Genomic DNA, 19,586 nt, shown 5'->3' with positions numbered 1-19,586 from the left:
ACCGTTCCGGCCGTTCGACTGCGGGCGCGGGTGCGCCCGTTGGGACGCGGGCCAGTGTGCGGCATCACGAGATGTCCACGAAAGGTTTCATTGCGCCGTACGCCCGAATCGTTACCCTTGGCGATCAGGGGGCGTCGTCCGTCGCAGGGTCCGGCGCCTGATCCGGGACCGGTTCACCCTGGGCGACAGAGAATTACGCCGCTCGAGTTCACCTGGGCGTGATAGGCCTGAGCAAGGATCCACAACGCACGTACCGCACCACGAAGTGGCGCACCGACCGAGGGGGCGACGCGTGAACGACGAGGCGAAGAAGCCAAGTCCGCACGACTCCCGCGCGGGTCTGCGCAAGTACTTCCGGACCGCGTGGACCGGTGCGGTCGCCACCGTCGTCGCGGTGGGTGTGTTGTTCACGGCCTCCGCGAGCGTCCCCGCCTCCCACCTTGCCGGCGGGAACGGCGGCGAGCTGCCCATCAGGCTCTACGGGCTGCTGCAGAGCGTCACCGTCGGCGAGACCGAGACCGCCCCCGAAGGCGTCACGCTCGCCCAGATCGTCGCGGTCCTCGAGCGGGCAGAGGAGCTGGCGCAGGAACAGGGGCCCAGCTTCAGCCCGGCGATCGCGCAGGCCGCCGCCGAGCTCGGCATGCTCTACACGACGTACCAGATGCAGCAGCTCGCCTTCGGCGAGAACAACAAGGGCCTCCGCCTCGAGGACGCGCCGGTGGCGCGCGGTGCCCAGGAGGACGCGGCGGATCCGGCTGCGGATGGCGACAGCGCCGAGCAGGACGGCGACGAGCGGCACGACAAGCAGGACGGCGACGAACAGGACGGCAAGCAGGACGACCCCGAGCGCGAGCCGGAGGAGCGCGAGGCCCGTCCGGGGCTGGGGACCGACGAGGCCCCGCCTGCCGTGCAGGTGTCGAACGAGCGCACCTCGGTGATCGACCCGCACGACGAGGACCCGACGGCCGGCTACGTCACCTACGACGAGGTGGTGATCGCCGCCGTACGGCTCGCGAACATGCTGGACCCGTCGGTGCCCAACGCGCTCGTCGAGGTGGACGGGCCCGGGCAGCGCCAAGGCCTCTCGCTGCGCGAGAGCCTGCTCGACATCGTGGGCATGTTCGGCGGTACCACCAGCGGATACGCGAACGGCCGCATCCCGACCGACGTGCTGTGCCCCCTGGAGTTCGCGCCCGGCCACATGCTGCGCTGTGACGCGGCCGAACGGCTGACGGCGCTCAGCGCGTTGTTCGAGGAGGAGTTCGGCTACCCGATCCCGATCACCGACTCCTACCGCTCCTACGAGGCCCAGGTCACCCTGGCCGGTATCAAGCCGCACCTCGCCGCGATCCCCGGTACGTCGAACCACGGCTGGGGCATCGCGGTGGACCTCGGCAACCCGATCGCCGGCGGACGTTCACCTGAGTACGTCTGGCTGCGGCTGCACGGGCCGGACTACGGCTGGGACAACCCGTCGTGGGCCCAGCTCGACGGGTCGAAGCCGGAGCCGTGGCACTTCGAGTTCTTCGCTGCCGGCTCGATCCCGAACCGCGCGATCGACCCGTCCGACGTCGGGACCTGGGTGCCGTCGGACGACACGACCCCGCGCTACAAGCCCGCGCTCGACCCCAAGCCGAGCAACGGTTCCGGTGACGGCGACAACAAGCCGCCGGCCTCGAAGCCGTCCGACCGGCCGGGCGACAACCCGCCGTCGCAGAAGCCGCCGAGGCCTACGCCCAAGCCGACGCCTACGCCGACCCCGACGTCCAAGCCGACGCCGACGTCCAAGCCGACGCCGACCCCTACGCCGTCCGCGACACCCACGCCGACCCCGACTCCTTCGCCGTCCTCGCCCAGCCCGTCGCCCAGCCCGTCGCCGAGCCCGTCGCCGTCGGACCCGACGTGCCCGGGCGGCGAACCCGAGCCGGAGCCGAGCGCTTCGCCGGAGCCGAGCGTCAGTCCCGAGCCGACGCCCGCGCCGAGCGCCGGGGCCGAGGAGCCGGCGGACGACCCGTGTGCGCCTGACGAGGGCGCGGAGGCCGACGAGGCAGACGAGACCACGGAGACCGCCGGGTCGACGGACGCGAGCGGTGACGGGACCTCGTCCACGGTGACGGCGGCTGCCCTGCCGGCGATCCGTCCCGAGAGGGTCAGCCTGGTCAGGCGGCGAGGGCTGATCGCGACATGACCGCGGAGCGCGTCCCGGGCGACCCGGTGGCGGCGTCCTCTCCGGGAGGCGCCGCCGACGACCCGCAGCGGTTCCTGCGGTCCGGGCGCCTCGAGTCGATGCCGCGGAGGTGGCGCGACAAGGTGGCGGTGACCCGATACCTGGCGTCGCGGGTCCTGCCCACCCTGCTGGAACCGGTGACGGAACGCGAGCTGACCGACCGGCTGCACGAGGTCGCGCACGACCCGGTGGGCATGCGGCGTGCGATGGTGGACCACGGTCTGGTGCAGCGCACCCGGGACGGGGCCGAGTACTGGCGTACCGAACGGACCGAGTACGACCTCTGAGTTGCCTCCGGGCGAAGTCTTGACCATATTTCGAGACAACTAAGACTCGTCTTTTCGGGATAGGAAATTTCATGAGCGAAGAACGTGCCGTCGCGGCGCTCGAGGCGGCGGGCATCCCGTTCGAGATGACGCGACACGGTCAGGTGGCTACCCTCGCTGAGGCCGCTGCCGCGCGCGGGGTCGAGCCGGCGAAGCTGATCAAGACGATCGTGGTGCGCCGGGCGGACGAGGACTACCTGTTCGTGCTCGTCCCGGGTGACCGGCAGATCTCGTGGCCCAAGCTGCGTGCGCTGCTGGGCGTCTCCCGGCTCTCGATGCCGAGCAAGGACGTGGCTTTCGAGGTCACGGGCTATGAGAGGGGAACCATCACTCCGTTCGGGTCGTTCCACAGGTGGCCCGTCGTCGCGGACTCCCGGCTCAGCGAGCCGGGGCCCGTCTCGATCGGCGGAGGCGCTCACGGTGTGGGTGCCACGGTCGACGCCGTTGATCTCACGACGGCGCTCGACGCCACGGTTGCGGACGTGACCGACCCGCTCTGAGACGTTCTCCGGCCGGGATCGAGCAGGCCCGCGAGGGTGCGGAGGCCGGTAGTTCGCTTCCGTGCAACGTGACCGTAACGCCTGGGGGGTGGACGGAAGCCAGGTGCCGGGTGAACACTCGCCCTAGGTAATTCTTGCCCCTCCCGACCAAGGAGCGGTCAGAGAGCACCAAGAAGAGCCCAAGTCGCCAGTGCAAGGCCGCCAGTTCGAAGTCAGTTGGTAAGTCAGTGTCTAGCGAAGTCGAGGCCCGACCAATGCAGGACGGAGCGAATGACCCCATGGACCCTCTCCCGTCAGACTCAGCGCAGGACATGGTTCCCGGTCGCCCGGGATCCGGCATCGCCTGCCGGAACACCTATGAGGGCACGGTGCTGACCCTCTGGGGTGACATCGACGCGCTGCTGCGCGAGAACGCGAGCGCGGCGATGGCAACGCTCGCAGCACGACCCGATCCCGACCCCGTCATCGTCGACGCGCGGGACGTCACGTTCATCGACTCCTCCGGGGTGGCCTTCATCCTGCAGGTGTTCGTGCTCGGCGAGGAGACGGGTTCGCCCGTACTGCTCCGTGAGCCGTCCACCGTGGTGATGGAGGTCCTGGACATGGTCGGCATCAGTCAGCGGATTCCGGTGGTCCGCAGCGCCGCGGCCAGCGCCTGAGCCGGAACCCGACCACGCTCGAAGGAGTGGCACCCTTGTCCGGTGAAGAACTGGGCAGCGAACCTCACCTACTCCTCCGAGCGCATCGAACGCCCCAGGACCCTCGCGGAGCTCGCCGGCATCGTCGCCGGTGAGCCCCGCGTCCGGGCCCTCGGCTCGCGCCACTCGTTCTGCGACGTCGCCGACACGACGGGTGTCCACGTCCAGCTCGACCTGCTCGACGACGGCCGGCTGCCCCTCGAGGTGGACCCTCAGACGGGCGTCGCCTCGGTCCGCGCGGGCCTGCGCTACGGCGAGGTTGCCGCCGGTCTGCACGCCGAGGGCCGCGCGCTGGGCGCCATGGCCTCGCTGCCCCACATCTCGGTCGCCGGTGCGGTCGCGACGGGTACCCACGGCTCGGGTGACGGGACGCGCTCGCTCGCGGGCGACGTCGTCGGCGTGGAGCTCATGACCGCCTCCGGCGAGGTGCTGGTCGTGCGCCGTGGTGACGCCGACTTCCCCGGCTCCGTGGTGGCGCTCGGCGCCCTCGGCATCGTGACGCGCGTGGAGCTGGCGACGGTGCCCACGTTCGACGTGCGCCAGGACGTCTTCACCGGCCTGCCCTGGGACACGTTGTTCGAGAACCTCGACGCCGTCATGGGCAGCGCGTACTCCGTCAGCATCTTCACGAGCTGGTTCGAGCCCGACGTCCGCCTGGTCTGGTGCAAGTCGAAGGTCTCGGCAGGCGGCGAGGCACCCACGCTCCCGGTCGAGCTGGGGGCCACGCCGGCGGCCGGGCCCATGCACCCCCTGCCGGACGTCGCAGCGGTCGCGTGCACCGAGCAGGGCGGGGTGCCGGGACCCTGGTTCGAGCGGCTGCCACACTTCCGGCTGGACTTCACGCCGTCGCTGGGCGAGGAGCTGCAGTCCGAGTACCTGGTGCCGCGTTCCGCCGGGCCGGACGCCGTCAAGGCGCTGCGGGCGCTCGGGGACCGGATCGGGCCGCTGCTGCTGACCTCGGAGATCCGCACGATCGCCGGCGACGACCAGTGGCTCAGCACCACGCCGGAGGACAGCATCGCGTTCCACTTCACGTGGCGGCAGGACTGGCCGGCCGTGCGGGAGCTGCTGCCCGAGCTGGAGGCGGCGCTCCTGCCGCTGGGTGCGCGCCCCCACTGGGGCAAGCTGTTCACGGTCCCCGTGGCCGATCTCCCTGGCCTGTACCCGCGCTTCGAGGACTTCGCGGAGCTGGCCGCGCGCCTCGATCCGACGGGCAAGTTCCGCGGCGGGTACGTCGAGGAGCTGCTCGCCCGCTGAGCCCGATTTCGCGTTCGGGGTGATTTTCTCGGAGGATCAGGGGATGAGCGACGCGCAGAGAACTACCGCGGAGCCCGAGAAGCGGGAGGAGTTCAGCGGACAGCTGGGATTCATCCTGTCCGCTGTCGGCTCCGCCGTCGGGCTGGGGAACATCTGGCGCTTCCCGGGGGTGGCATACGAGAACGGCGGGGGCGCGTTCATGGTGCCCTACCTGATCGCGCTGCTGACGGCGGGCATCCCGATCCTGTTCCTCGACTACGCGATCGGGCACCGGTTCCGCGGGTCGGCGCCGCTGGCCCTCCGGCGGGTCAAGCGCTGGCTGGAGCACCTGGGCTGGTTCCAGGTGGCGATCTGCTTCGTCATCGCCGTCTACTACGCGGTGATCATCGCGTGGGCGCTCAGCTACTTCGTCTACTCGTTCGACCTGCGCTGGGGTGACGACACCGCGGGCTTCTTCACCGGTACCTACCTTCAGCTCGCCGACGTCGGCGGCGCGGACCCGTGGTTCACGCTCGACTTCGTGCCCGCGGTGCTGATCCCGCTGGTCCTCGTGTGGGTGGCGACGATCGTCGTGCTGGCGGCCGGGGTCGCGAAGGGCCTGGAGAAGGTCAACTTCGTCTTCATGCCGCTGCTGCTGCTCGCGTTCGGCACGCTGGTGGTCCGGGCCCTGTTCCTGCCGGGCGCGGCCGACGGGCTCAACGCGCTCTTCACCCCGAACTGGGGTGCCATGGCCGATCCGAACGTCTGGATCGCCGCCTACAGCCAGATCTTCTTCTCGCTCTCCATCGCGTTCGGGATCATGATCACGTACGCCTCCTACCGGAAGCGCCGCGCGAACCTGACGTCGCCCGGTTTCGTGGTCGCGTTCGCGAACTCCGGCTTCGAGGTCTTCGCCGGTATCGGCGTGTTCGCGGCACTGGGCTTCCTGGCGCACGAGCAGGGCGTTGCCGTCGCCGAGCTCGAAGGACTCACCGGTCCGATCCTCGCGTTCGTCACCTTCCCCGCCCTCGTCTCGCAGATGCCCGCGGGCGGGATCTTCGGCGCCCTGTTCTTCGGGTCGCTCGTGATGGCCGGGTACACGTCGCTGCTGTCCATCCTCCAGGTCGTCTCGGCGTCGTTCCAGGAGAAGTTCGGCTGGACGCGCACGCAGGCCTCGGTGCGGATCGGCGTGGTGTCCGCGGTGCTCTCCGTGCTGGCGTTCTCCACGACCACCGGCCTGATCGCGCTCGACACCGTGGACCAGTGGGCCAACAACATCGGCATCGTCGGGTCCGCCGTCGTGACCACCGTGGTCATCGGCTGGGTGCTGCGCCGTACCGAGGAGATGCGGTTCCACCTGAACGGGGTCTCCACGATCCAGGTGGGTCGCTGGTGGACCTTCTGCGTGGTCGTGCTCGGCCCGGTGGTGCTCACTTCGATGCTGGTCTCGCGCATCGTCACCCTGATCCTTGACGGGTACGAGGGCTACGCGGGCTGGTACGTCAACCTGATGGGGTGGGGTGTCATCGCCCTGTTCGTCGTCGCGGCGGTGGTGCTCACCCGGATGCGGTGGCGCGTCGACCCCGACCGGTTCGATGCCTGGCCCACGTTCGGAGGTAAGTCATGAGCGGCGAAGCAATCGCACTCCTGGTCGTCTCGCTCGTCGTGGTGTGGGGCGGGCTCGCGGTAAGCATCATCGCCCTCGCCAGGCGGCCCGAGCGGACCGAGTTCCCGCACGGCTGGCAGCACGAGGGCGGTCCGGAGGACCGGCCGGACGAGCCCGTCGAGCACGACACCTGAGCGGCGCCCGGCAAGTCGGCCACAGGCCGGCTTGCCGGGGTGTTTAAGCAGGCCAGACCACATAGACGTGGATTAATCGTTAACGAGACGCGCAAAACATCACAATGTGACATCGGTCTCGATCTTCCGGGTTTACGCCAGGAGGGCGTCACGGTTAGGTGAGACTCGCACACGAGGCGCCCAGTGCGCCGTCGGGTCCTCCGCTCCCCTGATGACGGAGATCTGCCGGGTCGCAGCGCCTCGTGACACACCAACGATCCGACCCAGGAGACCCCTGATGCGCAGGCTTCCCGCCCTCACCGCTGCCACGGCACTGACCGCTGCCGCCCTCGTCCTCACCGCGTGCACCGACGCGTCACAGCAGACCGCTGGTGGTGCCGCGAACGACGAGGCCAGCGCCGAGGCATCGTTCGACCCGTCGGCCATCGAGGCCGACGCCGAGATCGCCGCGATGCTCCCGAAGGAGATCGCCGACAAGGGCACGCTGTCCGTCGGCTCCGACACGGCGTACGCGCCGGCGGAGTTCATCGACGTGGACGGCGAGACGCCGATCGGGTTCGACATCGACACGATCAACGCCGTGGCCGCGGTGCTCGGCCTGGAGGCCGACGTCGAGACGGCGGCGTTCGACGGGATCATCCCCGCCATCGGCACCAAGTACGACGTGGGCATCTCGGCGTTCACGATCACCGACGAGCGCACCGCCGAGGCCAACATGATCAGCTACGCCGTCGCCGGCTCGCAGTTCGGCGTCGCCGCGGACAACCCCGAGGGCTTCGACCCCGAGAACCTGTGCGGCGCCACCATCGGCGTGCAGACCTCGACCATCCAGGACGAGGAGCTCACCGAGGCCGCCAAGGACTGCGAGGACGACGGCGAGGAGCCCATCGACGTCGTGCGCTACGAGTCGCAGGCCGACGTCACCACCAACCTCGTGGGCGGCAAGCTCCAGGCCATGTACGCCGACTCGCCGATCACGGCCTACGCCGTCGAGCAGACCTCCGGCGAGGTCGAGACCATCGGTGAGATCAACGACGCGGCGCCGTACGGCATCGTCGTCGCGCAGGACGACGCCGAGCTGACCGAGGCCGTGCAGGCCGCGCTGCAGAAGCTCATCGACGAGGGCACGCTCGAGGAGATCTTCGCCGGCTGGGGCAGCGAGGGCGTCGTCGTGGACGAGGCCGAGCTCAACCCTGCCGAGTGACCAGCGCCCCCGGACAGAGAAGAGGGGCGAGATGAGCTCCAGCAAGACTCCGGCGTCGGGTAACGACCCGGTGCCCAACCGGATCCACGCGCGGCCGGTGCCGCGACCCGGCCGCCTCGTCGCGGCCGCCGTCGTGCTGGTACTGGCCGCCATGGCGGCCAACGCGCTGATCACGAACCCCAACTTCCGCTGGGACGTGGTCTGGCTCTACCTGCGCGACGTCGTCATCATCCGCGGTGTCATGTGGACGCTGATCCTCACGTTCGGGTCCATGGCCATCGCCGTGGTCCTCGCGGTGACGCTCGCGATGATGCGCCGGTCGGACAACCCGGTGATGCGCTGGGTGAGCTGGGTGTGGATCTGGTTCTTCCGCGGGACGCCGATCTACACGCAGCTCATCTTCTGGGGCCTGCTCGGGGTGCTCTACCCCCGGCTCTCGCTGGGCATCCCGTTCGGCCCGGAGTTCTTCTCGTTCCGCACCGACGACGTCCTCACCGTGTTCTGGCTGGCGCTGTTCGGGCTGGCGTTCAACGAGTCGGCGTACCTCGCCGAGATCGTGCGCGCCGGCCTGACCTCCGTGGACCCGGGCCAGGCCGAGGCCGCCAAGGCGCTCGGGATGAAGGACGGCAAGATCATGCGCCGCGTGATCCTGCCGCAGGCCATGCGCGTCATCGTGCCGCCGACGGGCAACGAGACCATCTCCATGCTGAAGACCACCTCGCTGGTGGTCGCGGTGCCGCTGACGTTCGAGCTCACGTACGCGACGTCCGCCATGGGCAACCGGCAGTTCCTGTCCATCCCGTTCCTGGTCATCGCCGCGCTCTGGTACCTGCTCATCACCTCGATCCTGATGGTGGGCCAGCACTACCTGGAGCAGTACTACGGACGCGGTTTCGGCACCGCCACCGGACGGCGCGGGCGCAACAAGGGCCCGGGTGGCCGGCAGGCCGCCATCGCGGCTGCCGGGACCGTGAAGGAAGACGTGAACAGGGAGGTGACGCCATGAGCGTCGGCACCGACTCGTCCGCCGCTCCGGCGGACACCACGGACATGGTCTCCGTGCGCGCAGTGCACAAGGTGTTCGGCCACGGCCACGACGCCGTGCACGTCCTGAAGGGCGTCGACCTCGACGTCGCGCGGGGCGAGGTCACGGTGATCCTCGGCCCGTCCGGGTCCGGCAAGTCCACCCTCCTGCGCTGCATCAACGAGCTGGAGGAGATCACCGGCGGCTCGGTCGTGGTCGGCGGGGACCTCATGGGCTACCGCAAGGACGCCAAGGGGACCCTCCACAGGCTGCACCCGAAGGCGGTCGCGAAGCAGCGCTCGCGCATCGGGATGGTCTTCCAGCGGTTCCACCTGTTCCCGCACATGACGGCGCTCGAGAACGTCATGGAAGCGCCCGTGCAGGTGCGGGGGCTGTCGAAGGCGGAGGCGAAGCAGCGCGCGCTCGAGCTCATCGAGCGTGTGGGCCTGTCCGACCGGACGGACCACTACCCGGCGCAGCTCTCCGGCGGCCAGCAGCAGCGGGTCGCGATCGCCCGGGCGCTCGCGATGGATCCCGAGCTCATGCTGTTCGACGAGCCGACGTCGGCCCTCGACCCCGAGCTCGTGGGTGAGGTGCTGTCCGTGATGAAGGACCTGGCGAAGTCGGGCATGACGATGATCGTGGTGACGCACGAGATCGGGTTTGCCCGTGAGGTGGCCGACCACGTCGTCTTCATGGACGACGGCGTCATCGTCGAGGCAGGCCCGCCGTCGGAGGTCCTGGACAACCCCCGAGAGGAACGCACCCAAAACTTCCTCTCCCACGTCCTCTGACCCGCTCGTTGAGTGCTGGGTATTTGCGGGTCTGAAGCGTTTCAGCCCACAAATACCCAGCACTCAACTGGTTGGGGTGGGGAGGTGGAGGGTGAAGCGGCAGCCTCCACGCGTGTTGGTGGCCGACGCCGTTCCGCCGTGGGCCTCGGCCACTCCGCGAACTATGGAGAGGCCGAGGCCCGCGCCGCCTCCCGGTACGTTCTCCCGCTCCGGGGTGCGCGCCCCCGAGCCGCGCCAGCCCGCCTCGAAGACCCGGTCGAGGTCAGCCTCCGGGATGCCGCCGCACTCGTCCTCGACGGTGATCGTCACGGTGTCCGACGCCTCCGGGCCGCCGGCCGCGCTTCCCGCGCACGCGACGGCCACCCGGACCGTTCCGCCCGGCCCCGTGTGCCGGACCGCGTTCACCAGCAGGTTCTCCAGCGCGCGTCCGACCTGCTGCGCGTCGAGCGACGTCACCACCGGATCGGTGACGTCCCACGCCAGCCGCACCCCTCCCGAGTCGGCGAGGGGCTGGGCGGCCGCTATCGCGTCGGAGGCCAGGTCGGCGACGGCCACCGGCTCGCGCCGCAGCGTCGCCGCGGGGGACTGGAGCCGGGAGAGGGCCAGCAGGTCGTCGACCATCGCGGCCATCCGCCGGTTCTCGGCGAGGATCCGGGGCACGTGCTCGTCGACCGGGCCGACGCCGTCCTCCAGCGCCTCGGCCAGCGCCCGTACCGCCGCCAGCGGTGTGCGCAGGTCGTGCGACACCCATGCCACCAGCTCACGGCGGCGTACCTCGATCTCGCGGTCACGCTCGCGCGCCGCCTTCTCGGCCGCCGCCTCGGTGGTGACCCTGCGGATCCGCGCGGTCAGCACCAGGCCGACGCCGAGCGCCACCGGCACCGTCGCGAGCAGGAGCAGCAGGACGGTCGTCGAGTCGGCGTCGGACAGGAACATCGCCCGGGCGCTCGCGTAGACGCCGGCAGCCACGGATCCCACGACCACGAGCGGTGCGAGGGTCGCCGCGAGCCCCACCCGGCGGCGGGCCAGGGCGAACAGCGCGACGGCGCCCACGGCACCCACCACGGCGGCGACGGAGACGGACAGGACCACGCCCTCGAGGTTGTTCACGCCGTGCCTCCGGGTGCGACGGGCGGCGTGGCGTCCCACCGGTAGCCGACGCCGAACACCGTCACGAGGCGCGTCGGCCTGGACGGATCGGCCTCCACCTTCTCGCGCAGCCGTCGCACGTGCACCGTCACGGTGGACCGGTCGCCGTACTCCCAGCCCCAGACGCCCCGCATGAGCGCCTCGCGGCCATGCACCTGACCCGGGTGGGTGAGGAACCAGCGCAGCAGCTCGAACTCGCGCACGGTCAGCTGCAGCTCGGCCCCGGAGCGGAGGACGCGGTGCGCGGCCGGGTCGAGGCGCAGATCGCCGTCGTACAGGGCGCCGGGTTCCTCGTGGGCGGGCGCCAGGCGGACGACGGGGGGCAGGGACGCTCGCACCGCCGAGGCCCCCGCAGGGGCCCCCGCCGCGGGCCCGACGGCGACCCCCGCGCGCCGCAGCAGCGACTGCACCCGCAGCACCAGCTCGCGCGGGCTGAAGGGCTTGACCACGTAGTCGTCGGCGCCCGTCTCGAGGCCGCGCACCCGGTCCTCCTCCTCGCCGCGCGCCGTCAGCATGAGCACCGGCAGGTCGGCGCGGACGGCACGCAGGCGCCGGCACACCTCCAGGCCGTCGATGCCCGGCAGCATGAGGTCGAGCACCACGGCGTCGGGCGGGTTCTCGGCGGCGGCCGCCAGCGCGGCCGGGCCGTCGGCGGCGTGCTCGGCCACGACACCGGCGCGTTCGAGATAGGCGACGACCACCTGTGCGACGGTGGCATCGTCGTCGATCACGAGGACTCGGGCCACTTCTGAAGGGTACGGCCGGTCGTCGTGAGGACCCAGGTTCTGGCGCCGTCGTGACGAGCTCGGTCACGAACTCGTAAGAACCCGTCGCGAAAGGGCGCAACCCCGACGGTCCCGGCCTGCGTCTATGGTGCATGACGCAGACGAAGCGACGCGGACAGCGCCGCAGACCAGCGCCGGGGCAGGTTTCCGGACACGGCTCCGGGCGGTGCTCGGGATGAGCGAGGTAGCGGTGAGTCCTGGGGTGCGGCCGAGCACGGGCGAGATGGTGGTCGTCCGGAGCGGTGTGGACCCCGTCGTGGACTTCACGGCCTTCGCGCAGGCCAACACTCCTGCGCTGTACCGGATCGCCTACCTGCTCTGCGGTGACCAGCACCGCGCGCAGGACCTCGTGCAGCTCGCCCTCGAGCGGACGTTCAAGGCCTGGAAGAAGGTGGGTGACGGCGACCCGTTCGCCTATGCGCGCCGCGTGCTGGCCACCGCGCGCATCGACACCTGGCGACGCACCCGTCGCGAGGTGCTCACCGACGACCCGACGGGCGGCACCCGGATACGGAGCGCACCGGCGTCGGACGCGCAGCTCGCCGAGCGCGACCGTCTCGTCCGTGCGTTGATGTCACTGTCGGTCAAGCAGCGCAGGGTGGTGGTCCTGCGCTACCTCCTGGACCGCTCCGAGTCCGACACCGCGGCCGAGCTGGGTGTCTCCACCGGCACGGTCAAGTCCACCGCCTCACGCGCCCTGGCGCGGCTGCGCACCCTCGTGGTGTCCGACGGCGAAGGGAGCCGATCATGAACGTGCACGACATCCACTCGAAGCAGGACGCAGCGATGATGGCCGGCCTCCGCGCCGCCGGCTCGACCATCGAGCCGCCCGCCTCGCTGGACCCGACGACCATGGCCGTGCGTGCGGTGCGGAACGTCCGCCGCCGCCGCGTGGTGGTCGCTGCGACGGCGAGCGTCGCGGCGCTCGCGCTCACCGGCGCGGGTATCGGCGCGGTCGGCGCGATCCATGCCGACCGGCAGCAGCCCTTGCCAGGGACGGTCAAGACGACCGCCGAGTCGGCCCGGGCGAGCGAGCCGCCGGCCAGCGCGAGCCCTTCGCCGGCTCCGAGCGGCGAGTCGGACGCCGCACCCACGGAGTACCTGGAGACCGGCGGCGGGACGCTGCCGGTGCTGCCCGGCGTGGAGCGCGGCGTCGTCGAGGAGGGCGGGCACGCCCCCTACATCCTCGGCGGTCTCTGGTACGAGGTGCCGCCGGGCGGCTGGTACGCCGTCGGTGACGTCAACGCGGGCAGCGTCGCCGGATGGCTGGACCCGGACCACCCGGAGGCCGCCGGCTTCGGCGAGACCGGGACGATCGACGACATGGACGCCACCATCGAGCTGCGGAACGTGTTCGACGTCGCCGACTGGACCGTTCCGGCGAAGGACTCGGGCGCGACGACGCTGGACATCCAGGGCGCCGACCTCGTCGTCATCGAGCAGCACGAGCCGGAGGGCAAGATCCGCCCGGTGACCATCAGGCTCCGCAGCGGCGACGAGGGCTGGGTGATCGAGACCCGCTTCGCGGCGAACGAGCAGGGCGACACCATGCTGCGGAACTTCGTGGGGAACCTCTGGCTCAAGGACCAGGGCGCGCCCGACTGGTACCAGCCGGAGTTCTCGACACCGGTCCTCGATGCCATCGAGCGCGGCGTACCGGCCGACTGGGTGCGGACCGAGCACAACGGCCTGAGGTTCGCGGTGCCCGAGGGGTGGACCGCCAGGACGACGGAGGGTGAGTTCTCACCGGGTGTCGAGTGGACCGGGCCGACGATCACGCACGTGGACCCGGGCATCGACGCGGAGACCCTCGAGTCGTGGACGGACGCCTCCGAGGAGGAGAAGGCACGCGCGGCGAAGGACACGAGGTGGCCGGAACGTGTCTACGTGCAGGGCGGCAAGCCCGGCGGCAACTGGTGGACCCGGAGCACGGACGCGCCCCAGTCGCAGATGATCGACGTCCCGGGCGCCGACTACGCGGAGGTCCTGCCGACCGCTCACAACGCGGGCGGCGAGGTCGACTACTACTGGCTGGACATCTACCTCCACCAGGAGGACCAGGGCGAGAACCTGTTCCTCGTCGTCGAGTTCGACGGCACCGAGCAGGGTCTGGAGGACCTCCACACCTTCCTGGGGACGCTCGACTTCCGGCGGTGACGGCGTGGTGCGCGCGGGCTCGGCTCGGGCCCTGGAGAAATTTCGTGGAACTGGATGGAACCTTCGCCCTTGCCGGCCCGTGTTCCGTTCGTGACAGTCACGAGTCCGCGCGCACTGGCGCCAGAGTCCCGGGTCCCCAAGCCCGTGACCCTGCGTGTCGTGCGCGCCGACTCCAGCTCTGCGGACGACCTGGAGACCGTGACCACCGAGCAGAACACCCCAGACTCCCTATCCACGACGACCCCGGGCCCGGTGTCGGGCGGCGCCCCCGTGAAGACCAGTCCCGTGAAGGCCGGTCCCGTGCGGACCGAGGCCGTGCGGGCCGATACGGTCCCGGCCACCCGGCCGCTCACGGTGGTTCGAGGTGGGGCGGCGGACGCCGATGACGTAGCCTCGCTGCCCGTGCGGACAGACCGGCCCATGGCCACTCACGCGCGCAGGAACGCACAGATCTCGAAGAACGAAGAGTTCACCGCGTTCATGCGAGAGGCCAAAGATCCCCTCCACCGGATGGCCTTCCTCCTGAGCGGTGACGCGCACCGCGCGGAGGAGCTCACCCAGCAGACCTTCGAGCGGTGCTACCGGCACTGGCACAAGGCCAGGGCGGGTGACCCGCTGGTCTACGCCCGGCGTGTCCTGGCCAACCTCCGTATCGACGCCTGGCGCCGCACCCGGCGCGAGGTCCTGACCGGCCCCGACGACCTGCCGCAGGACGACGTGCGCGTCGCCCGCGCGGCGGCCCGGATGCCCACGCGCACGGTGGACGACCGCGACGCCGTCGTGCGCGCCCTCCTGCGCCTACCCCTGAAGCAGCGCCGCGTAGTGGTGCTGCGTCACCTGCTGGACCTGTCGGAGTCCGAGGTGTCGAGCGAGCTCGGCATACCTCTCGGCACCGTGAAGTCCACCGCCTCGCGCGGCCTCGCCCACCTGCGCGCGATCCTCGACATCGATTCACTGGGCGGAACCCGATGAACATGAACTCCTCCCACGGCGCCCCCGACGACGACTTCGTCGCACGGGTCCGCGAGTCCGCGCACGCCGCGGTACCCGCGTCGACGCTGGACCTGAACAGCGTCCTGCGGTCGAGCCGTCGTAAGCAGGCGACGCGACGCGCGAGCGTGACGCTGGCGTCGACGCTGGCGCTCGCCACGGTGGGCGCGGGGGCAGCGGGTGCGCTACCCGGTATCCCGGGTCTGTGGAGCAGCGCCCCGGTCCAGGTGGCGCCGAGCACGACGGGACCGACGGCGGAGGGTCAGGTGATGGTCGACCCGCCCGCGCCGTCGCCCACCGACCTGCCCGATCCGGAGGCGAAGGCGAGGCTCGCCTACCTCGCACCAGGCGTGCGCACGGTGGCGGAACCCGCGACGTACCCCGTCGACAGGAACACCGTTGTGCTCGACCTCGGTCTGGACGCCGGGGGCGGCGACCGCTATCTCGCGGTGGTGACCCTGGCGAAGATCGACGGACGGCACAGCGCGACCGACCTGGAGCTGCTCGCCGGTAGCGACACCGCCCTCCAGAACCTCCGTGCGGGGAACCTCGGCGGGACCCTGCTGTGGCAAGGCGTCACCTCCGACGCGATGATCCTGCCGACCGACGGCGGGCCGGCGCTCGTGTTCGGCTTCTCCGGCACGGTGGAGGGGGACCAGTTCCTGGTCTTCGACGACCCTGCGACCGGTGGTGCCGCGGGCGCGCAGGGGGCGCCCGCGTCACCGGAGCCCGACGACGCGGCCTCGGGTGCGCCGGAAGCCGGCACGTCGCTCCGGGTCACGCCGTTCGACGTGCTCGGCGACGGCAGCGTCTGGATGCGGGTCCTGCAGGTCGACCGTTCGACGGCGGAGCCACGCGGGTTCGTGTACTCGAACCAGGACACGTGGAGCGCGTCGTGGTGCCACAGCACGTCGCCCGAGTGTGCGGTCATCCACGACGTGGGGGGCGAGTCCGTCAAGACGCCCAAGGCGGGCGCGCCCGCGCCGATGGTCGCCCGGCTCGCGCCGATGCTGACCAAGGACGCGGCGGCGAACGAGGTTCCCGCGATGGAGACCTGTGTCGCGCAGCGCACCGGTAAGGAGTGGACGGCGCCGCCGCGGCTCACCGGCAAGTCGTTCGGTCAGGTGCCGAAGGGTGTCGACGCCGACGTCTGGCGGCTGTGCCTGATCGACATGAGCGAGGCACTGCAGGTCGCCTCGACGAGCGAGGCTCCGTCGCCCGGCGGCGTGACGCCGCAACCGGCTCCGAGCAAGGAGCCGACACAAGCTCCCGAGGACGAGGATCCCCTCGGCCTCGGCGCACTCCTGGAGGGACTCTTCGGGGGTTAGGACTTCCCGGTCCACGTCTCGTCTGGGGAGATGGCGTGGGCCGGGAACACACGAGCGGGCCGAGGCAGAGTCTGGGGATCTGCCTCGGCCCGTTCCATGTCCATCTTGATGTCTTTCTCGATGGCCCCGGGTCTCCGACCGGTCGCCGGCCGGCGTCGTCCGGTCTACTCGCCTTCTTCGCAGGCCGTGCCGTTGCCGTTGCCGTCGAGGTGGGGCATGTAGCCCGGCTGCCCGTTCTGGAGCGGGGCGGCACCGGCCGCGCGGACCGCGTCGCAGTTCCAGTAGAAGACGGTGCCCGGGCCTCCTCCACCGTTCCCGTTGCCGTCGTCCTCCTGCTCTTCCTGCTGCTGTTCCTGTTCCTGCTGTTGCTGCTCCTGCTGTTGCTGTTGCTGGTCGAGCGCCTTCTCGCGCTCGTCGAGCTGCGCCTCACGGTCGCCCAGCGCCTGCTCGCGCTCCGCCACCTCGTCACGCTGCTTGTCGATCTGGGCGCGCTGCTCCTCGATCTCGGCCTGGTTCGCCTCCATCTCGGAGCGGATGTTCTGGGCGTCGGCGATCGCCTGGTTCGCGTCGGCCTGCTGGCCTGCGGTGACGATCACGCCGATGATCACGCCGAGCGCGATACCGGCGACGGCGACGGCGATCATGATGCCGACCCCAGGCGGACGCGGACCTCGCCGCCCGGTCGCGCCGGCATGCGGTCCGGCCGGTGCGACCGCCACAGGTGCGGACATCACGGGTCCGCCGGGTCCGGTGCGGTTCGCGTCGTCGATGCTCAGCGGTCCCGGGCCCGGCCGGGCCGGGGGCGCCGACGGGTTGGCGGCCGCGGCGGAACCCTTGCCGGCCAGACCCTTGAGCGCGGCGAGCACGCCGGTCGTCGGACCCTTCTTCGGCCCCTCCGGAGGCGGTGGCGGCGGCGCTGTCCCGGGGTGCGGCGGGTAGACCGGCTGCGGGCCGGAGCCAGGTCGGGGCGAGACCGGGGGAGCGCTGATCGGCGCCATCGTCATGGTCGAGCCCACCGCCTCCGCCGGGGACATGCCGGGCGCGGACGGCGTCGGCGCCGGGCGGGCCGACGGGGCGCTGACCACCTGGATCGCGACGGTCTTCGTGTCCCCGCCGGCGCCGGCCGGGACGACGGCCGGCGGGGTCGAGCCGGAGGAAACCGGGGGCGCGGGTGGCCCAGGTGGTACGGGTGGCGCTGCTACGCGGGTCTCGGCGTCGGGCCGCGGGGCGTCGGGTCGGTCGACCCAGTAGTCCCAACCGGGCGGGGCCGGAGGCCACGACGGGTCGGGAGCCCAGGCTGAATCGGGCCGGAATCCCGGGGGCACCTGCCAACCCGGAGGCGGGTTGAAGCGCACGGGCATGGTTGCTCCTTCGGTACGGTCGGCCCCACTATCGGCCATCCAGGCGGTCCGGCGCCAGAACCAGGCGCCACGACTAGGGGTCTAACCGGACATATCTACCGCCTGCGAAGGTGACAGTAGCGCGCTTGTGTCAGGGGTCACTGGTAGACCTGGGGGCATGTTCCTCCTGGAGCGAGACGACGCAGGCACTCTCGTGCACTCCGCAAGCGACCTCGTGACCGCCGGCGAGTGCGAGTTCCGCCTGCTGAGACGCCTTGACGAGCTCCTGGGTCGCAGCCCGCGCCGGCCGCGGGAGGAGGACGAGATGCTGGCCCGCACCGCGGCACTCGGTGAGGACCACGAACGGCGGGTCCTCGACGGCCACCTCCGCACCTTCGGCCCGGCCGGCGCCGGACGCCCGGGCGGCGTGCTCGAGGTCCCGGCCGCACGGCGCATGGCCCGCGACGAGCTGATCGAGGCGCATGCGCGCACGCTGGCCGCGATGGAGCAGGGCGCCGACGTCGTCTACCAGGCCTCGTTCTTCGACGGCCGGTTCCACGGCCGCGCCGACTTCCTGGTACGCGACCCGCTCGGCGAGATGGTGCACGGGGGCGGGGTACCTCAGCCGCGTTATGCGGTGCACGACTCCAAGCTCGCGCGCCGCACCAAGGTGCGCGCTCTGCTCCAGCTCGCCGCGTACGCCGACCAGCTCATGGACGCACGGATCGACCCGACCGACGAGGTCCACCTCGTCCTCGGCACGGGGGAGACGACGTCGCACCGGCTGGCCGACCTGCTGCCCGTCTTCCGTCAGCGCCGCACCCGGCTCGTCGAGGTCCTGGACTCCCACGTGGCCGACGACGCCCCGGTGACCTGGGACGACAGCCGCTACCTTGCGTGCGGCAAGCTCCGCAGCTGCCCCGACTGCGCAGAGGCCGCCGCGCAGGCCCGCGACGTCCTGCTGGTCGGCGGGGTGTACGGCGTGCAGCGGTCGAAGCTGGCGGAGGCCGGGATCTCCACCATCGACGCCCTGGCGACCGCCGAGGAGCCGCCCGACGGCATGGCCACCGGCCGCTTCGAGAACCTGCGCGCCCAGGCGCGCCTCCAGCTCGGCCTCGACGACGGCGACGGCTCGGTGGCGCTCGAACAGCTGCCCGACGGCGTCGACCCGGACGGGCCCGACGCACGGCTTCGCTGGCAGCTCACCGCGACGGAGGCCATCGACCGGCTTCCGCCACCGAGTGCGGGCGACGTGTTCTTCGACTTCGAGGGTGACCCCCTGTGGGAGGAGGCACGGCTGCCCGGGGACGACCAGGCACGCGCCATGGGGCTCGACTACCTGTTCGGCTGGGTCGAACGCCCCGGTCCGGGCGACGGGACCCCGCCCTTCCATGGACTCTGGGCCGACGACCTGGCGGGTGAGCGTGCCGCACTGGTCGAGTTCGTCGACTACCTCAACGCACGCCGTCAGACCTACCCTGACCTGCACGTCTACCACTATGCGGCCTACGAGAAGACGCATCTGCTGTCGATCGCGGCACGGCACGGCGTGTACGAGGACGAGGTGGACCAGCTCCTGCGCGACGGCGTGCTGGTCGACCTCTACGCGGTGGTCCGGTCGTGCCTGCGCATCTCGAACCGGTCGAAGTCGATCAAGAAGCTCGAACCGCTCTACATGCAGGACGACCCTGCGCGGGAGGGGGTCACGAGTGCGACCGCCTCGGTCACGGAGTACGCGGAGTACGCGAAGCTGGCCGCTGAGGGGGACGAGCGGGCCGTGGAGCTGAAGCAGCGGATCCTGGACTACAACGAGTACGACTGTCGGTCCACGTTGCGGCTCCTCCAGTGGTTGAGGGGTGCGCGGGCCTCCGTGGTCGGTTCCGTCGAGACCGGGTCGGCCGGGGCGGCCGTGGGGAGCGAGAATGCGCGCGCGGATGCGTTCACGGGCCCCAGGGGGCCCTCCACTTCGGGAAGGAATACATCCTCGCGTCCCTGCGCGGCATCCCGGACTTCGTCCGCGCCCAGGCC

18 protein-coding genes are annotated in these 19,586 nt (G+C 71.1%); 15 read left to right on the top strand and 3 right to left on the bottom strand.

Annotation, left to right across the window (positions count from 1 at the left end; genetic code table 11):
• The first annotated feature begins 292 nt into the window (after positions 1 to 292).
• The 10 genes from ACFWE2_RS13470 (at position 293) to ACFWE2_RS13425 (ending at position 9,809) form a co-directional block, all read left to right on the top strand.
• A complete protein-coding gene (locus ACFWE2_RS13470; protein WP_377224733.1) occupies positions 293 to 2,188 on the top strand; it encodes a D-alanyl-D-alanine carboxypeptidase family protein in 1,896 nt (631 codons plus the stop codon).
• Complete coding sequence (locus ACFWE2_RS13465) at positions 2,185 to 2,514, top strand: DUF2087 domain-containing protein (RefSeq protein ID WP_377224732.1); 330 nt, start codon at positions 2,185 to 2,187, stop codon at positions 2,512 to 2,514. Before ACFWE2_RS13470 ends, ACFWE2_RS13465 begins: the two co-directional genes overlap by 4 nt.
• 71 nt (positions 2,515 to 2,585) lie before the next feature.
• Complete coding sequence (locus ACFWE2_RS13460; protein WP_377224731.1) at positions 2,586 to 3,053, top strand: aminoacyl-tRNA deacylase; 468 nt, start codon at positions 2,586 to 2,588, stop codon at positions 3,051 to 3,053.
• Positions 3,054 to 3,364: 311 nt separating this feature from the next.
• Positions 3,365 to 3,712, top strand: coding sequence for an STAS domain-containing protein (locus tag ACFWE2_RS13455; RefSeq protein WP_377224730.1), 348 nt, complete (start codon positions 3,365 to 3,367; stop codon positions 3,710 to 3,712).
• A gap of 42 nt (positions 3,713 to 3,754) precedes the next feature.
• Positions 3,755 to 5,008 (top strand): D-arabinono-1,4-lactone oxidase, encoded by a 1,254-nt coding sequence (locus tag ACFWE2_RS13450; RefSeq protein WP_377224729.1) that lies wholly within the window; start codon positions 3,755 to 3,757, stop codon positions 5,006 to 5,008.
• Positions 5,009 to 5,051: 43 nt separating this feature from the next.
• Positions 5,052 to 6,614 (top strand): sodium-dependent transporter, encoded by a 1,563-nt coding sequence (locus ACFWE2_RS13445; RefSeq protein WP_377224728.1) that lies wholly within the window; start codon positions 5,052 to 5,054, stop codon positions 6,612 to 6,614.
• A complete protein-coding gene (locus ACFWE2_RS13440) occupies positions 6,611 to 6,787 on the top strand; it encodes a methionine/alanine import family NSS transporter small subunit (RefSeq protein ID WP_377224727.1) in 177 nt (58 codons plus the stop codon). Before ACFWE2_RS13445 ends, ACFWE2_RS13440 begins: the two co-directional genes overlap by 4 nt.
• A gap of 277 nt (positions 6,788 to 7,064) precedes the next feature.
• Positions 7,065 to 7,991 carry an ABC transporter substrate-binding protein gene (locus tag ACFWE2_RS13435; protein ID WP_377224726.1) on the top strand — a complete coding sequence of 309 codons (927 nt, stop codon included), beginning with the start codon at positions 7,065 to 7,067 and terminating at the stop codon, positions 7,989 to 7,991.
• A 31-nt stretch (positions 7,992 to 8,022) separates the two neighbouring features.
• The gene (locus ACFWE2_RS13430; protein WP_377224725.1) at positions 8,023 to 8,997 is read left to right on the top strand and encodes an amino acid ABC transporter permease; all 975 of its coding nucleotides are present in this window, start codon (positions 8,023 to 8,025) and stop codon (positions 8,995 to 8,997) included.
• On the top strand, positions 8,994 to 9,809 hold the full coding sequence (locus ACFWE2_RS13425; protein ID WP_377224724.1) for an amino acid ABC transporter ATP-binding protein: 816 nt from the start codon (positions 8,994 to 8,996) through the stop codon (positions 9,807 to 9,809). The genes ACFWE2_RS13430 and ACFWE2_RS13425 overlap by 4 nt, the downstream gene beginning before the upstream one ends.
• Before the next feature lie 63 nt (positions 9,810 to 9,872).
• Here ACFWE2_RS13425 and ACFWE2_RS13420 read toward each other — a convergent pair whose 3' ends face one another.
• Both ACFWE2_RS13420 and ACFWE2_RS13415 read right to left on the bottom strand, forming a co-directional pair.
• On the bottom strand, positions 9,873 to 10,919 hold the full coding sequence (locus tag ACFWE2_RS13420; protein ID WP_377224723.1) for a sensor histidine kinase: 1,047 nt from the start codon (positions 10,917 to 10,919) through the stop codon (positions 9,873 to 9,875).
• Entirely contained in the window at positions 10,916 to 11,704 is a 789-nt protein-coding gene (locus ACFWE2_RS13415; protein ID WP_377224722.1) for a response regulator transcription factor, read from the bottom strand. Before ACFWE2_RS13415 ends, ACFWE2_RS13420 begins: the two co-directional genes overlap by 4 nt.
• 214 nt (positions 11,705 to 11,918) lie before the next feature.
• On the opposite strand from ACFWE2_RS13415, the gene ACFWE2_RS13410 reads away from it, so the two are divergent.
• The 4 genes from ACFWE2_RS13410 (at position 11,919) to ACFWE2_RS13395 (ending at position 16,218) form a co-directional block, all read left to right on the top strand.
• Positions 11,919 to 12,494, top strand: coding sequence for a SigE family RNA polymerase sigma factor (locus ACFWE2_RS13410; RefSeq protein ID WP_377224721.1), 576 nt, complete (start codon positions 11,919 to 11,921; stop codon positions 12,492 to 12,494).
• A complete protein-coding gene (locus tag ACFWE2_RS13405; protein ID WP_377224720.1) occupies positions 12,491 to 13,900 on the top strand; it encodes a hypothetical protein in 1,410 nt (469 codons plus the stop codon). Before ACFWE2_RS13410 ends, ACFWE2_RS13405 begins: the two co-directional genes overlap by 4 nt.
• Before the next feature lie 420 nt (positions 13,901 to 14,320).
• Positions 14,321 to 14,872 (top strand): SigE family RNA polymerase sigma factor, encoded by a 552-nt coding sequence (locus tag ACFWE2_RS13400; protein ID WP_377224719.1) that lies wholly within the window; start codon positions 14,321 to 14,323, stop codon positions 14,870 to 14,872.
• A 2-nt stretch (positions 14,873 to 14,874) separates the two neighbouring features.
• Complete coding sequence (locus ACFWE2_RS13395; RefSeq protein WP_377224718.1) at positions 14,875 to 16,218, top strand: hypothetical protein; 1,344 nt, start codon at positions 14,875 to 14,877, stop codon at positions 16,216 to 16,218.
• Between the two features lie 164 nt (positions 16,219 to 16,382).
• Here the strand turns inward: ACFWE2_RS13395 and ACFWE2_RS13390 are convergent, their stop codons facing one another.
• Positions 16,383 to 17,579, bottom strand: coding sequence for an excalibur calcium-binding domain-containing protein (locus ACFWE2_RS13390; RefSeq protein ID WP_377224717.1), 1,197 nt, complete (start codon positions 17,577 to 17,579; stop codon positions 16,383 to 16,385).
• A gap of 157 nt (positions 17,580 to 17,736) precedes the next feature.
• Between ACFWE2_RS13390 and ACFWE2_RS13385 the strand changes: the two genes are divergently transcribed.
• The coding region (locus ACFWE2_RS13385) for a TM0106 family RecB-like putative nuclease (protein ID WP_377224716.1) at positions 17,737 to 19,586 on the top strand (1,850 nt) is incomplete at its 3' end.

Origin of the sequence: Promicromonospora sp. NPDC060271 (assembly GCF_042726755.1) — a bacterium.
GTDB lineage: Bacteria > Actinomycetota > Actinomycetes > Actinomycetales > Cellulomonadaceae > Promicromonospora.
Note: the sequence above shows the minus strand (reverse complement) of the source record. Positions and strands in the feature narration are given on the sequence as shown.

What these genes read in the sequence shown, in the direction of transcription:
- ACFWE2_RS13460 (WP_377224731.1), top strand. Translation starts at nt 2,586, where the DNA reads ATGAGCGAAGAACGTGCCGTCGCGGCGCTCGAGGCGGCGGGCATCCCG.
- ACFWE2_RS13440 (WP_377224727.1), top strand. Translation starts at nt 6,611, where the DNA reads ATGAGCGGCGAAGCAATCGCACTCCTGGTCGTCTCGCTCGTCGTGGTG.
- ACFWE2_RS13405 (WP_377224720.1), top strand. Translation starts at nt 12,491, where the DNA reads ATGAACGTGCACGACATCCACTCGAAGCAGGACGCAGCGATGATGGCC.
- ACFWE2_RS13400 (WP_377224719.1), top strand. Translation starts at nt 14,321, where the DNA reads ATGGCCACTCACGCGCGCAGGAACGCACAGATCTCGAAGAACGAAGAG.
- ACFWE2_RS13445 (WP_377224728.1), top strand. Translation starts at nt 5,052, where the DNA reads ATGAGCGACGCGCAGAGAACTACCGCGGAGCCCGAGAAGCGGGAGGAG.
- ACFWE2_RS13435 (WP_377224726.1), top strand. Translation starts at nt 7,065, where the DNA reads ATGCGCAGGCTTCCCGCCCTCACCGCTGCCACGGCACTGACCGCTGCC.
- ACFWE2_RS13410 (WP_377224721.1), top strand. Translation starts at nt 11,919, where the DNA reads ATGAGCGAGGTAGCGGTGAGTCCTGGGGTGCGGCCGAGCACGGGCGAG.
- ACFWE2_RS13425 (WP_377224724.1), top strand. Translation starts at nt 8,994, where the DNA reads ATGAGCGTCGGCACCGACTCGTCCGCCGCTCCGGCGGACACCACGGAC.
- ACFWE2_RS13430 (WP_377224725.1), top strand. Translation starts at nt 8,023, where the DNA reads ATGAGCTCCAGCAAGACTCCGGCGTCGGGTAACGACCCGGTGCCCAAC.
- ACFWE2_RS13465 (WP_377224732.1), top strand. Translation starts at nt 2,185, where the DNA reads ATGACCGCGGAGCGCGTCCCGGGCGACCCGGTGGCGGCGTCCTCTCCG.
- ACFWE2_RS13390 (WP_377224717.1), bottom strand. Translation starts at nt 17,579, where the DNA reads ATGCCCGTGCGCTTCAACCCGCCTCCGGGTTGGCAGGTGCCCCCGGGA.
- ACFWE2_RS13395 (WP_377224718.1), top strand. Translation starts at nt 14,875, where the DNA reads ATGAACTCCTCCCACGGCGCCCCCGACGACGACTTCGTCGCACGGGTC.
- ACFWE2_RS13455 (WP_377224730.1), top strand. Translation starts at nt 3,365, where the DNA reads ATGGTTCCCGGTCGCCCGGGATCCGGCATCGCCTGCCGGAACACCTAT.